Origin of the sequence: Leuconostoc gelidum subsp. gelidum KCTC 3527 (genome assembly GCF_000166715.1) — a bacterium.
Taxonomy (GTDB): domain Bacteria; phylum Bacillota; class Bacilli; order Lactobacillales; family Lactobacillaceae; genus Leuconostoc; species Leuconostoc gelidum.
On sequence record NZ_AEMI01000036.1, the window covers coordinates 190,880 to 204,876 of the forward strand.

The 13,997-nt window shown below is 35.8% G+C and carries 12 protein-coding genes and 1 pseudogene; 11 read left to right on the top strand and 2 right to left on the bottom strand.

The genetic code is table 11. The annotated features are described in order from the left end of the window. Window positions 1–4 precede the first annotated feature (4 nt). The 4 genes from EUI_RS0108710 to EUI_RS0108725 all read left to right on the top strand — a co-directional run bounded on the left by EUI_RS0108710 (window position 5) and on the right by EUI_RS0108725 (window position 3,723). Entirely contained in the window at window positions 5–286 is a 282-nt protein-coding gene (locus EUI_RS0108710; RefSeq protein WP_010687797.1) for a hypothetical protein, read from the top strand. After that, window positions 279–1,187: a polysaccharide deacetylase family protein gene (locus EUI_RS0108715; RefSeq protein WP_010687798.1), complete on the top strand. Its 909-nt coding sequence runs from the start codon at window positions 279–281 to the stop codon at window positions 1,185–1,187. The genes EUI_RS0108710 and EUI_RS0108715 overlap by 8 nt, the downstream gene beginning before the upstream one ends. A gap of 57 nt (window positions 1,188–1,244) precedes the next feature. Beyond that, window positions 1,245–1,574, top strand: coding sequence for a hypothetical protein (locus EUI_RS0108720; protein ID WP_010687799.1), 330 nt, complete (start codon window positions 1,245–1,247; stop codon window positions 1,572–1,574). Window positions 1,575–1,788: 214 nt separating this feature from the next. Next, window positions 1,789–3,723: a Cna B-type domain-containing protein gene (locus tag EUI_RS0108725; protein ID WP_010687800.1), complete on the top strand. Its 1,935-nt coding sequence runs from the start codon at window positions 1,789–1,791 to the stop codon at window positions 3,721–3,723. A 452-nt stretch (window positions 3,724–4,175) separates the two neighbouring features. On the opposite strand, the gene EUI_RS0108730 is transcribed toward EUI_RS0108725, so the two are convergent. Further along, the gene (locus tag EUI_RS0108730; RefSeq protein WP_010687801.1) at window positions 4,176–5,627 is read right to left on the bottom strand and encodes a sugar porter family MFS transporter; all 1,452 of its coding nucleotides are present in this window, start codon (window positions 5,625–5,627) and stop codon (window positions 4,176–4,178) included. 461 nt (window positions 5,628–6,088) lie between these two features. Between EUI_RS0108730 and EUI_RS0108735 the strand changes: the two genes are divergently transcribed. The 5 genes from EUI_RS0108735 (at window position 6,089) to EUI_RS0108755 (ending at window position 11,460) form a co-directional block, all read left to right on the top strand. Beyond that, window positions 6,089–7,129, top strand: coding sequence for an ABC transporter ATP-binding protein (locus EUI_RS0108735; protein ID WP_010687802.1), 1,041 nt, complete (start codon window positions 6,089–6,091; stop codon window positions 7,127–7,129). Further along, on the top strand, window positions 7,129–8,022 hold the full coding sequence (locus EUI_RS0108740; protein ID WP_010687803.1) for a carbohydrate ABC transporter permease: 894 nt from the start codon (window positions 7,129–7,131) through the stop codon (window positions 8,020–8,022). Before EUI_RS0108735 ends, EUI_RS0108740 begins: the two co-directional genes overlap by 1 nt. A gap of 12 nt (window positions 8,023–8,034) precedes the next feature. After that, window positions 8,035–8,856, top strand: coding sequence for a carbohydrate ABC transporter permease (locus EUI_RS0108745; RefSeq protein ID WP_010687804.1), 822 nt, complete (start codon window positions 8,035–8,037; stop codon window positions 8,854–8,856). Window positions 8,857–8,968: 112 nt separating this feature from the next. Further along, entirely contained in the window at window positions 8,969–10,267 is a 1,299-nt protein-coding gene (locus EUI_RS0108750) for an ABC transporter substrate-binding protein (RefSeq protein WP_010687805.1), read from the top strand. Next, complete coding sequence (locus EUI_RS0108755; RefSeq protein WP_010687806.1) at window positions 10,267–11,460, top strand: MBL fold metallo-hydrolase; 1,194 nt, start codon at window positions 10,267–10,269, stop codon at window positions 11,458–11,460. The genes EUI_RS0108750 and EUI_RS0108755 overlap by 1 nt, the downstream gene beginning before the upstream one ends. Before the next feature lie 868 nt (window positions 11,461–12,328). Here EUI_RS0108755 and EUI_RS10430 read toward each other — a convergent pair. Further along, window positions 12,329–12,873: pseudogene (locus tag EUI_RS10430) on the bottom strand (alpha-amylase family glycosyl hydrolase); the annotation flags it as partial. A 301-nt stretch (window positions 12,874–13,174) separates the two neighbouring features. Between EUI_RS10430 and EUI_RS0108765 the strand changes: the two are divergent. Further along, a complete protein-coding gene (locus tag EUI_RS0108765; RefSeq protein WP_010687808.1) occupies window positions 13,175–13,375 on the top strand; it encodes a helix-turn-helix transcriptional regulator in 201 nt (66 codons plus the stop codon). Further along, the gene (locus tag EUI_RS0108770) at window positions 13,365–13,889 is read left to right on the top strand and encodes a DUF3278 domain-containing protein (RefSeq protein ID WP_010687809.1); all 525 of its coding nucleotides are present in this window, start codon (window positions 13,365–13,367) and stop codon (window positions 13,887–13,889) included. The genes EUI_RS0108765 and EUI_RS0108770 overlap by 11 nt, the downstream gene beginning before the upstream one ends. Window positions 13,890–13,997: the final 108 nt, after the last annotated feature.

Here is a 13,997-nt window from a genome sequence, read left to right on the forward strand (position 1 = left end):
AACAATGCCAAATATAATTATTCGGCGAAGTAATAAAATAGGTAACACAATCACGTTTGTGATCACTCTAATGGCATGGTTGTTCAATTTATTTATTATATTTTCAACGTTAGCCATTAAAAGTCATGTTTATTCTGATAGATTTGTTGTATTAGAATTATTACTTGGTATGAACAGCACGAGTGTGGACGAAGGTATCCATATTATAATGATTTGTTTAACCTTAATTATCATTCCCACACTGTTTGGATTATTGTCAAAAAATGAGGCAGCATGTTATGACTAAGAAAAAGAGGCGTTTAGTTCTCTATATGATTCTTACAATGGTAGCTCTTTTGATTCTAATGTTTTTTTCTGGACTACAACAAGGAAAAGCACGACAAAAAGTAACACAAAAAGTGGATTATTCCTATTTAAATTTTGCTGAAAAGAACAGCAATGTTAAAGATGGGGTTATCGTATTAGCTTATCATCGTATATTGAAAAATAATGCGACTGTGAGTTTTGCACAAAAAATATCTAAAAATCCGCAACTTCAAGAATATAATGTGTCTCAAGACGAATTTATCAAGCAAATGAACTGGTTGAAAAAGAATCATATCAGTATTTGGTCAATGTCACAATTTATTGAACATACTAAAAATAATACGATTCGTGGTAGACACGTTGTCATTACTTTTGATGATATTGATACAACGCTGCCAAGAAACGCCTCTCAAAAATTGGCCGATCTTAGTATCCCTTTTACTTTTTTTGTTATTACCGGTAAAGTTGGGCAAAACTTAGATGGGGAGCAACTAGCTTCTTGGTCAGAAATTACGCAGTTAGCGGTGAAATCAAACGTTACGGTGGGACTACATACAAATGACTTACATTATCAGGTAGATAATGATCCTATTTTATCCAGTGGTACATTGTCAAAAAAAGCAATAATAAAAGACTATCAAAAATCAAAACAAAAGCTAGAAAAACAATTGTCAATTAATCCAACAGTTTTTGCCTATCCATATGGCAGCCCTAATAAGGCATTGACAGAATATATGTCATCGCATGGTATGGCGGCGATATTTCTTTTAGAACCTGGTATTGTGTCTAATAATATGCCAGATATTTTAAAACGTGTGCCTAGATTTATTGTTACGAATTCAAATTTTACTGAACTACAAAAATGGCTGGAAGTAAGATAGTGACATTGAACATTAACTTATTAAAATATTGAATTCACATATTGAAAGGAAAAATGAATGGTGTCTAAAAGAATAGTTTTTTTTCTACATTTGTTAGCTATTTCAAGCATTTTTTTGATGATGTTAGTGACTATTATTGAAACATTAACTGTTAGTTATAATAATACTAATTTCTATAAAACGATACCAACAAAACAACGTCGTTTGTTAAAAAGCATGGTAACAAGTCCTAAAAATAACGCGCAACACATAGTTATCCAGCCAGTAGTATATCAAGTAAATTCAGGAAATATAACACAACAGGCAGCACATGTTAATAAAATTATTGTTAACTCACAAATATCCATTATGTCAACAGTTGCTACCGAGGGAGGTGATAATTTCTGACACAGACTGATTTTGAAAATATGCATGGCAATCGACAGACCATCTTTGGCACTGCTAGTAATATACAGGTAAAGGCATTGGTTTAACAAATATTTTTATCAGTTTAGGTGGAAATAATTTATAGACAGCAATAATTAATGACGCATGACTATCTTATGATAATTCATTAAAATGATGAATTATATTCATGAAATATATTAACGGGAGAATAAAAATGTTCAAAAAGACAGCAACTTTTTTTAGCTTATTAATTATTATGAGTACTTTTTTTGTGACACCGGTCTCAGTCTTGGCAGAATCAAACACCGACAACGCAAGTACGGCAATGACTTCCTCTAGCGCAATATCAAATTCTGATATTAGACCAGTTGAAAAATCGACTGAAAAACAAGAAGTAAGTAAAAATATGACACCCGACTTACCCAAAGTCACGCCAGCAACAGATAGCACGACTCAAGCTGGGAAAATTAAATCAAGTACAATACAGCCACGTGCGCCAACCGTCACAGCTAGTAAAGATTGGGGTGATCAATTTATCACTAAAGCTGAATTAGAAGACGAAAATGGTAAGCCACAAACAAATTTCGACATTTATGATGATATGCAGGCGCATTGGGATATGACAATTCCTGCAGGTACCAATATTAAAACAGGTGACACGATGACAGTGGCTATACCCAGTGTCTTAACGATGGCTAATGATGTCACATTCGACATCACTGATGTTGCTGGTAATGTTATTGGGCATGCAGTTGCAGATCATAATACTGGCAAAGTCACAATTACATTTACTGATTATGCTGAGCAATCTGCTAAAAATGGCATTAGTGGCAATTTTAATATTTGGGTTCATTGGGATCATACACAAGTTGAAGAAGATACGACAGTGCCTGTTGACTGGGGTAATGGTGGTTCTACTGATATTGATATTGATCCAGGAAATGACGGTCCTGATCCTGATGAAGAGTTATACAAGTGGGGTTGGTATGATTCAAATGATCCAACAATTATTCATTGGCGAGTGCGTTTGAATTATGCCAAGGTTGATATTAAAAACGCTGTTTATACAGACTTTGTTGGTGGGAATCAAAAACTTGTAGCCGGATCAATTCAAGCCTACCATGTTGAATATAATAGTGATGGGACAGACTTTACGCAATTAAATGACGTGCCCAGTTCTGATGTGTTTGAAGATAGTGCATTGAAATTTCACGTTAATTTACATGAATTAACAGATACGGTGCTTGTTGATTATGATACTAAGGTCACCGATGGTGGCACATCAACAAAATACGAAAATTCCGGTCAATTAACTGGGGAAAACATTGAGAAGCAAACTATTGATGTTTATTCACCTAACAATGGCGGTGGCGGTGACGGTGAAACCACCGAAACAATTGACGGCACAAAGACATGGCAAGATGATAATGACGTCGAAGGACTACGTCCCGATGCAATTACCATCGATATTTACCAAAATGGTGTCAAAATCAATTCAAAGATTGTAACTGCTGAATCTGGTTGGAAATATTCGATGACAGACTTACCAAAGTTCGATGCTGATGGTAACGCCTATATTTATACGGTTAAGGAAAAGACTGTTGATCACTATAGGCCTTCTCAAGCCGGGTATAATTTTACTAACACATTATCAGATATCACGAAAATTGCTGGAACGAAAACTTGGGATGATCAAAATAACCAAGATGGTAAGCGCCCTGATGCAATAAAGGTAAACTTACTTGCCAATGGTAAGGGTGTACAAACGAAAACGATCACAGCAAATGATGATTGGCAATATCAGTTTACTGACTTGCCAAAGTATGACAACAATGGTAAAAAAATCATTTATACAATTACTGAGGATAAGGTATCTGGTTATGAAACAGAAATAGTTAATTATGATTTGATTAATCATTACACGCCAACGCCGCCTCCCACACCTATTAATCCTGATAAACCTATAGATCCTGTCATACCAATTACACCAAACAATCCTGTAAATCCTGTATTGCCATGGCAGTCAAATCATAAGCCAGTTAGTTTGCCAAACACTGCTTCGGAAAATATTGCTTGGACTGCTACTTATGGATTTATAATAATTGGTTTAATTACCGTAGCTGTATGGCTGCGTCGCAAGGACAATTGATTTAATGACAGTCTAGAGAATGAGACAAATCTATTATCATGTGTCATAGAGATAGAATTGAGATACGTAGAAAGTTAGTTAAATTAAAATTTGAAATAATTTTAAAACATAGCACGAAATTTACATGTCAAGAAGCCCTTTGCTAGGCTTCTTTTTTGTTCAAAAATAAAGCAGTACAAGCTATGGTTGAACAAATGTTTCCAAACTGTATCTTGTGTTTACAGTTTGGAAAATTAAGGGATTCAATCTTACAATAATTTTGAACGGCAATATAACCCGTGCTGAATGATAATTTATCTAATGCGTCAAAAAGAGCCGAGAATCAATTATTCTCAGCATCAATTTTACAAGTATTCTTGTTCGAATTTTGACATAGACTCTAATTTAGAAATAACGCATTGATTTCTATTTGTTTTCCTATACTAAGCCAGTCATAGAGGAGATTTAATCACTTATAGTAGTGAACTTTTGTGATTGTATGGCATTTTTGCATGAGCTTTTGAACGTAGACCAGCTTCTATTGACTCCAACGAGCGATTACGTGTTTCAATTGTAAATTTGGCAATAAACCAAATAGCTACAAAGCAAAGAGCACCATATATTAAGAATAATTTAGCAATACCTTTTCCTTCTGAATTGACAGCATTGGCCGGTGTAAATGCAATAAGTAGCATAGGAAAAGTTTGAGAAACTGCAAAATTTGCCGTCCAATTAATAACTGCACCAAATGAGTTACCAAGGCCACGAATATTTAATGGGAATGCTTCTCCAATCATGACCCACATAGCAGGACCCCATGTAGCCGAGAAAAATGCAATATACAGCGTCAGAGAAATAACGCAGACCCATGAACCAAGATTACCATTACCAGCCTGAAGTACCAACATCGCTGTTGACATAAGCAATAAAGAAACACCCATACCTATTGCACCGTAGGTGAGCATTTTTTTACGATCAATTTTATCCATTATTTTGACGGCAATAGCTGTCACAACAACGTTGAATAAGCCAATGACGATATGAGACTGGAGCGCGAAATGTTCGCTAAATCCTGCGGATATAAAAATTTTTGGTGCATAGTATAACACGGTATTACATCCCATGACTTGTTGGAAAATAGCTAAACCCAGAGCCATTATTAGAACTGGGCGCGCCATAACGCCGAATAATTCTTTAAATCCACCAGATGGAATATTTGCTTGTAATTGAATATCGTGCATTTCTTCTTCGACTAATTTCGCATTGGGATTCATTTGCGATAACACACGTTTAGCTTCGTCAAGTTTTCCGTTGCGAACAAGAAAACGTGGCGATTCTGGCAATCTGAGACCACCAAAGAACAATAATGCAGCAGGAATTGCAGCCAAACCAAGCATCCAATGCCAACCAACATTTTCTTTAAGACCTAAAAATCCGTTAGGTGAAAGCCATTCATTTGAAACATACGCGAAGAAAATACCTGTCATAATCATTAATTGAAATAGTGTGCCAATACCACCGCGTTTATCAGCTGGTGATAATTCAGCTAAGTATGTAGGAATCAAAGCTGAGGCTGCTCCTACAGCAATACCAAGAATAACACGTGACACGACTAATATCGTGTAATTGATTCCTATACCAGATCCTAACGCACCTGTTAAAAATATTATTGAGGCAATTAATAAAAGTTTTTTACGTCCTAATCTATCAGATAGTGGGCCTATAACGGCAGCACCAATTATGGCACCAAGAAGAACAGATGCCGTAATGAAGCCATCTTGAAAAGAACCTGATTTAATACCTAATTCCTTTCCTATGAAGAGCATAGCACCTGATATGACACCTGTGTCGTATCCAAACAAAAGCCCGCCAAGGGCACCAAAAAAATAGACAAAATTTGTTGATAAATGTCTTTCGTGATTCATATTGTTGTCTCCTAAGTATCCATTTATTTTGTAAACGTTTACATTAGTGATTATATCGCTGTTAGTTGTTAAAAGCAACTAACCTGACAATAATGTGGTATATAGATATGTTATTTTTTATAATTTTATCTGTTTCAAAAAAAGACATACGTCATGGCACTGAAGCCACTTTGCATGTGCTGGGTTTTACTTTTTAGCCAGTTTCTAATCGCATAGGTTTCGGTTTATTCAAAGGAAGCTTTCTGATTTACCAGATATGATGCTGTGTTAATTATTATAATCTATCCAATAAAGTTAATATTTACAATGACGATAAACTCTATATCTAATATTTACAGAATCGTGACTCAGTTTTGTTATATTTAAAAGCATAGACAATAGTTGTCTTTATTCACATTTGATTTGCGCAATATGAACAACATTGCAGTAGCACTACCTTATAACGAAAAGAGAGAAGCACATTGGAAGTTAAATTTAATCACGTGACTTTGACCTATCCAAACGGCATCGAAGTCTTGCATGACATGGATTTTGATATCGATGATGGCCAACTCGTTGCGCTTTTGGGACCCTCTGGTGGTGGTAAATCTACCACATTGAATCTGATTTCTGGATTATTGTCAGCGACAACCGGTAATATTTACTTTGGAGACAAAGATGTGACAAAGCAAGACGCTTTAGAGCGCGGTGTAGGGATGGTATTTCAAAATTACGCATTGTACCCACACATGACAGTATTGGATAACATTATTTTCCCGATGAAAATGGCAAAAATTGATAAGGCAACACGAAAACAACGTGCTTTAGACCTTGCTAAATTAGTTCGAGTTGATGATCAAATCACCAAAAAACCAAGTGATTTATCTGGTGGTCAGCAACAACGTGTAGCCATTGCCCGTGCTTTAGCAAAATCACCTAATATTTTGCTCTTGGACGAACCATTATCTAACCTTGATGCGCGCTTACGTGTAGAAATGCGTGAAGAAATTCGCCGTATTCAAAAGGAAACAGGTGTGACAACAATTTTTGTTACTCATGATCAAAGTGAAGCCATGCATGTGGCTGATAAAATCATGGTACTTAATGATGGTCGTATTCAACAATATGATAATCCACAATCACTATATGAAAACCCAAACAATCAATTTGTTGCTAATTTCATTGGTGAACCAGCACTCAACGTTATATCTGCACATCAACTTGGTACGGAAGTGACGCAATTGTTTGATGGTAATGTCGCAACGATTGGTATTCGTGCTGAAGCACTGACAAATGAAGTCAAAGAGCCTGCGATTAAAATGCAAGCGGTTGTTCATGAGGTTTTGTCGTTTGGTCGTGATCGTCAAGCAACTATATCTGTTGGTGAACACCAATTAATTGCGACTGATGTGACTACGTCAGCGCTAATTGATCAAGAAATGACGCTTTTTGCAGCATTAAGTGGGGTTTATGCTTTTGACAAAGATGGTCAGAGGCTCCCGCTACGGGGTGAACGTGCATGATGGTGAATCAAAAGACGACTTGGAAAGAGACGTTAAAAGGCTGGCTGTATGTTTTGCCAATGTTAATCATTGTGTCAATTTTTAGTTTGTATCCGATTATTTCAAGTTTAGCCATGAGCTTTTATACGCAATATAATTTTTTCACCAATCAAGTAATGGCACTTGGGTTTGATAACTTTAAATATTTGTGGGAAGATCCGTTGTTTCACGCTGCTGTGTCCAATACATTGATCTTTGTAATTGGTGTTGTCCCTTTGGAAATCGTCATTTCTTTAACGGTGGCTGTCTTGCTCAACCAAATTAAAGTGCTTGCTGGTTTCTTTCGAACGATTTATTTTTTACCATTTGTGACGAGTATCGTTGCCATTTCAATGGTTTGGAAGTGGATTTATAATAAGGATGCTGGGTTACTGAACTATTTTTTAAGCTTTGTTGGCATTCATTCGATTGACTGGTTAAATGATCCTAATTGGGCATTACCAGCGCTAATTATTCTTGCCATTTGGAAAAGTCTGGGATTTAATATCATGTTATTTCTGGTTGCCTTAAACAATGTCGATAAACGCCTATATAGTGCGGCGACTCTAGATGGTGCCAGCGTGTGGCAACGTTTTTGGCATATTACAGTGCCAATGATTAGTCCAATGACCTTTTTGATTACGATTAATGCAGTCATTGGATCATTTAAAGTTTTTGATGAGATTTTTTCGTTATTTGGCGGGCAAGCAGGACCTGGCAATGCAGCGATGAGTGTTGTTTTCTATCTTTACCGGATGTTTTACGAACAAAACAAATACGGTATTGCCGCAGCAGCTGGTGTTGTACTATTTTTCATGATTTTAATTGTGACATTATTGCAAATGTGGTTTAGCAAAAAGCATGTGCATTACTAAAAGGAGTTGACGATGAAAAAAACTATATTAAAAACAATCGTTTATTTGCTGTTAGTAGTCGGTGCTTTGACAATGTTGTTGCCATTCTTTTGGATGGTGTCAACTTCATTTAAAACAGGATTTGAAGCTTTACAAGTGCCACCAACATGGCTACCGAAAAAACTACAAATCACAAATTGGATTTCTGCTTGGAAAGCAGCACCGTTTGCGACATATCTATTAAATTCGGTGATTGTATCACTTATGACGACAGTTGGTCAAATTATTACAGCAATCATGGCAGCTTTTGCGTTTGCCAAAATGAATTTCCACGGTAAAAAAATACTCTTCACAATCTTACTGGCAACCATGATGGTGCCAGGAGAAATGTTGATCATCCCTAACTTTGTGACTTTGTCACAGTTTCACATAGTCAACACATATGGTGCTTTGATTATTCCATGGTTAGCCAGTTTCTTTGCTGTCTTTACCTTACGTCAGTCATTTGCAAGCGTACCTGATCAGCTATATTACGCTGCCAAACTTGACGGGGCTTCTGATTGGAAGTTTTTATGGCAAATTTTGGTAACTAATGCTAAATCGTCGATTACTGCCATTGGTCTTCTACAAATTATTGGCTCATGGAATTCATTCATGTGGCCATTGATTGTAACTAACACAGATAAAATGAGGACGCTACCAGTTGGTTTGCAAGCATTTAGTTCTGATTCGGGTGTTAATTATCCTGAATTGATGGCAGCATCGACTTTTGTCATCTTGCCAATGGTAATTTTATATCTATTCTTAAACAAGTATGTTGTTGCTGGTATTTCTGGCGGGGGTATTAAAGGTTAATTCACTGTCCACATTTTGTGGGTGGTAAAAAGATGTGATGTTTAATAGCGTCTTTTTACTGCTTATAAAAGCAGCTAAAATTTTTTGGGAACACGAAAGGAAATATGTACACATGAGTACTGGGAAGAAATTTGCAGCTTTGGCTGCTGTCGCAATTATGGCAGGTTCATCTTTTGCTGGCTTGTCAACAGTTCACACACCAACAGTAAGTGCTAATACTGTTGCCAGTAAGCCAGTGAAAGTGACGTTTTGGCACGCCATGGCTGGCCCTTATAAAGACGCATTGCAAAAGCGCATTGATGCTTTCAATAAATCACAAAGTAAGTATGAGATTGTTGCCACTGCTCAAGGCGATTATACGACTTTGAACCAAAAGATTATGGCTGGTGCTAAATCTAAAACATTGCCTGTTATGGCCCAAACAATTTACACACAGGTACCTGATTACGTTAAAGATGGTATCGTCACATCACTTCAACCTCAAGTTGATGGTAAAAATGGTTTGTCAAAGAAACAATTAAACAATATTTATCCAGGTTTCTTGCAACAATCAAAATATAAAGGTGAGTTCTATTCAGCTCCTTTTTCAGCATCAGTACGTGAAATGTTTTATAACAAAACACTGTTGAAGAAGTATAGTCTTTCAGTACCAAAAACTTGGGATGAGACTGCTAAAATGTCTGAAGTTTTGAAGAAAGATGGTATTGCCACTGTTGGTTTTGATAAGTCATTTGATATGGAGTGGAATTCAATGGCCCGCTCAGCAGGTGTATCATTGGTGACGAATAAAAACAAGGTCAATGTTGATTCCAAAAAAGCTGTTGCAGCAGCTAAATTGATTACAGACATGGTTTCTGAGGGCACTGCCAAAACAGCAGGTTCTGATATCTATGGCACCTCAAATTTTGTTAACGGTAAAACAGCCTTGACATTCTCATCATCTGCCGGTATCACAGCAACGAAAGCTGCAGCTGCCAAAGACTTTGACTGGGGCACGGCACCACTCCCTTCATATAAAGGTAAGTCAGCAACGGTTTTGGCTGGTAACAGCTTAGTGGTGACCGCAACGGCAACGAAGAATCAACAAGCTGGTGCATGGGCCTTCATGAAGTATTTAATGTCTGACAAGCAAACTGAAAAGTGGGCGGAATCAACAGGTTATTTGCCAATTACTAAGAAAGCAACCAAGTCAGTCGCTTATAAAGCCTATTTGAAAAAGAATCCACTTGCTCAGGCTGCTTCAGATTCATTGCCAGGTGCATTCTCAGATACAGCTTTCTTAGGTTACCAAGATTACCATACAAACTTATTAAATGCCGTCGATTCAATGTTGACAAAAAAAACACCAGCGTCAGATGCGTTGAAAACATTGTCTGATCAAACAAAGAAGACTTTGAAAGAGAACAAATAATGAGTATGCAAGTAAAATTCTTAAATGGCCTCAATACAATCGGGGGTAATGTTGTATCGTTTACGCAAGGAAAAACAAGGCTTGTGATGGATTTTGGCGTTAATTTTGCACCATCTGAAATACCTACAGGTGATCTATTAGCCGATGGCACACTACCAGCTTTACCTGATTTGTTTACCGACGCTCACAGTGAATTCGAGACAACGATATTTGTCTCACATTTACATCTAGATCATATGGGCGCTTTGAAATATTTAACAAAACCTACTGATGTGTACATGAGCCAAGCATCTGCTGATTTATACTATGTTTTAACAAAACTAGGGATCGAATCTGCGCCTTACGCAAATATTAAAGTCATTGATTTTGAAAAACCCACTAATTTTGGTGACTTTGAGGTAACTTTCTTTGAAACAGATCACGATGCACGTGGTGCAGCAGCTATTCGTATACGAAACGGGGAGCATACAGTTGTCCATAGTGGTGACGTACGATTAGATGGTCCGCATCCAGAACGTGTAAATCATTGGGCAGATATTTTACGTGACGAAAACATTGATTTGTTGTTACTAGAAGGCACTGAATTTAGTTTCGATGAAGACAACGATATTTCGCATGAACGTCATACGGAAATGTCATTGCAACAAAATTTTGCTCAAATACTACAGGATTCAGAACAGTTGGTTGTGATCAATCCCTACGAACGTAACATTGATCGTTTAGTGGCTTTGCAAGAAACTGCGCATGCTAATGGACGTGAAATGCGTTGGGATCATCAATTTGCTACAATTCTACGTGCGATGGGGATGACTGACGTCAAAGAAATTGATTGGACAATCGTCTTAGCTCAGCCAGATCACTATGTGGTTCAAAATCATTTTAATCAGTTACATGATTTGGATCAGTTTAATAGCGATTATGTCTACTTGCATATGAACGGTGAACCGCTTGGTGAATATGATCCACGTTTTGCCGAACTAAGTGATTACTTAACTAGCAATAACGTGTTATTACGCAGTCTGGGTGTCAGTGGACACGCTACGCCAAATGATTTAGTGGCTTTGGCACAACATGTTAATGCTCAAAAAACAGTGACGTGGCATTCGTTTAAGCCAGAAAAAGAGGCTAAAGCTTTGCGTGAGGTTGGCTTGAATGTTTATTTACCAGCTAAAGGTGAAATTTTGAACTATTAGTGTTTGATTTCAAAGGTTTTTTAACCATGAGTTATGTGCCAGCATTTATGAAGTTATTTGGCTAATGTTAAATATGGCCATCGTATTTTTTAAAAATGGTGTGAAATAGTAGAAACAGTCATTGCTCAAAATTGATGATTTAACCATGATAAATGCCTATGATTTGATAAAAAAGACATGATCTAAAAAACATTTGTAGATTGTATAGACCTTTAGTCTATAAATGAATGAACAAGATAGGTAAATAGTTTAGATGACGCTTACATCATTTGTGAGCGTTTTTTTGAGGAAAGGGCAATATCGGATATGGCATTTTAAACGCAATGAGAGAGTACCAGAATAAAAGAAAAGTATAGTTAGAAACAAACCGGTGGTTCAAGTGTTTAGATAAAGATTATTAAAACAATAAAAATTAATGTTATAAGAAATCTTGTGAGATGATGTTTGATATGAAATGAATTGTTTTGTAATCCGTTTAGAATAGCTGTTAGCTCAAAAATTATCAGCCCAATAATCGCTACTGTTTTAAATAATCCTAGGTTCATGAAGTTTGATAATAATATAGTGAATCCACTGATAAGATTTAATATATTACCCCAACGACTTTTAGAATTGAGTTCTTTTACTGAGGCAAGTATCATTAGTAAGGCATAAAGTGAAACAATTATTTTGATAATTATAATCGACATCATTGTTTGAATCTCGTTTCTTTAATTAATTTTAAACTTACAATAATCTTACCATATTTTCATTTATTTTATTAATATGATTAATAAAATTTCTTGTATCGTTAAAATATTATGATAATACAGACTTTACGAATGTTTTATTGTTGGCTGTGATTCGATTTATATAATAAGATGACAAATGGGAATATAGTTATCCAATTACCATACCTAATGACTTCTGAATCATGACGAAGCTGAATTAGCTTTTGATAGGATAAAATACAGAAGATTTGACAGATAGAGATTTTTGAGCATTTATTTCGGGGTAATTATTATTTGGCGCATATCAAGGTGTTATTGTTGAGAATCCAGCGTTAATTTCTTTATTCCATTGAATTGGTGTTCTAGCGTTATCACGCGACAGATTTGCTAAATATTTTAACATTGTTTCTGAATTTACAAGGTATTTTTGATTGACTAGCTTATTATAGAAATTAAGTAATTCAATATCTTTATATTGTTCTAATTTAGTAAAATGACCATCGACTCCTTTGTTTAACCAGAAACGTTCAACATCAAATACGACTTCGCAAACTTCTGGGTTTTCCCAGTTAATATCTGGTTGACTTTCGGAAAATGTGTGTAAATAGCACGGATTTCGTTCAGGAACATAAGTCCAGGCTGAGCCACCGAATGCCGCTAGCCAATTGTTTGGTTCATGGCCATTAACAGGATCTTTCCAAATATCTTTATTTCTTTAATAAACATATTTTAAATAATTAAGCAAACGTAGGTACAGAGAGGAATATCCGATACTATGTTAAAAAATCATAAAACTAATGTGATAAGTACTGATAGTGGCACATAAGTTGTGCCGTTTGAGGGAAGTGTTGTTGCTCTTTGCTAGAATTCAGATGGTGATTAGATCAGCCAGTTTGTTCGAGGGGGAGTGAGTTATGGCGATAATTAGTAAAATATAAGTTAAAATCAGCGACACAAGTCAAAAAAGTTAATATGGTCATATATAAATGACATTGGAGTTTAGCATGAATCATGTCAAAACGTATCGTAAAGCAAAAAAAATGTCACAGTATGAACTAGCACAATCAATAGGTGTGGCGAGACAGACTATTAACTTGATTGAAAATGATAAGTATAATCCCTCATTAGCGCTTTGTTTAAAATTAGCTCATGTGCTTGATACTGATTTGAATGCACTTTTCTGGGAGGAAAAAAATGAAAACTAAGGAAACATTTGCAACAAAAATGATAAAACGCTTTTATGGCGTTCAAGGGGTATTAGACGAGTATAGGCGGCAAGAACTTTATAAGATTGGTAATACTGGGTTTATGGCAATGTTTTGCTATATGCTATTGAGTAATTGTATTGTTTTATTAATTCTTAGTCTCGATAACTATAAACATTCAGAGGACCTAATTACCTGGTATATTATGGCCAATCTATTATTTGTCGTGTTCGGCACCAGTGGATATATTATTATTACAACCAAGCGAAGACATTTAATTGAAAATGAAGTTGAAGCAAAAGATATTCAAAGCCAAAAGAAACGTTTAGCGTATATATCTATTAGACAAGGTGTATGTTTTGGAACATTGACCTTTATTTTTAATGGCATCACGTCTCCAGGTTTTAGTGATTTAACATCATGGCACACAATGATAGTGTACATTATTGAAGGTGTTTTTTTTGGTATAGTTATGTACTTTTTCCAAAAAATGAATTTAAAGACAGTAAAGTAGTTAATATGATGAATAGAATCTAATAGCTTGGACAGAATAACAATCTGGCTAAGCTATTAGGTTTTTTTGACATAATGAACACTAATTTATTTTATCTATGTGATAGTT

Coding starts and splice junctions, on each gene's coding strand:
- EUI_RS0108725 (WP_010687800.1), top strand. CDS start 1,789: ATGTTCAAAAAGACAGCAACTTTTTTTAGCTTATTAATTATTATGAGT.
- EUI_RS0108715 (WP_010687798.1), top strand. CDS start 279: ATGACTAAGAAAAAGAGGCGTTTAGTTCTCTATATGATTCTTACAATG.
- EUI_RS0108730 (WP_010687801.1), bottom strand. CDS start 5,627: ATGAATCACGAAAGACATTTATCAACAAATTTTGTCTATTTTTTTGGT.
- EUI_RS0108750 (WP_010687805.1), top strand. CDS start 8,969: ATGAGTACTGGGAAGAAATTTGCAGCTTTGGCTGCTGTCGCAATTATG.
- EUI_RS0108720 (WP_010687799.1), top strand. CDS start 1,245: ATGGTGTCTAAAAGAATAGTTTTTTTTCTACATTTGTTAGCTATTTCA.
- EUI_RS0108765 (WP_010687808.1), top strand. CDS start 13,175: ATGAATCATGTCAAAACGTATCGTAAAGCAAAAAAAATGTCACAGTAT.
- EUI_RS0108745 (WP_010687804.1), top strand. CDS start 8,035: ATGAAAAAAACTATATTAAAAACAATCGTTTATTTGCTGTTAGTAGTC.
- EUI_RS0108710 (WP_010687797.1), top strand. CDS start 5: ATGCCAAATATAATTATTCGGCGAAGTAATAAAATAGGTAACACAATC.
- EUI_RS0108770 (WP_010687809.1), top strand. CDS start 13,365: ATGAAAACTAAGGAAACATTTGCAACAAAAATGATAAAACGCTTTTAT.
- EUI_RS0108755 (WP_010687806.1), top strand. CDS start 10,267: ATGAGTATGCAAGTAAAATTCTTAAATGGCCTCAATACAATCGGGGGT.
- EUI_RS0108740 (WP_010687803.1), top strand. CDS start 7,129: ATGGTGAATCAAAAGACGACTTGGAAAGAGACGTTAAAAGGCTGGCTG.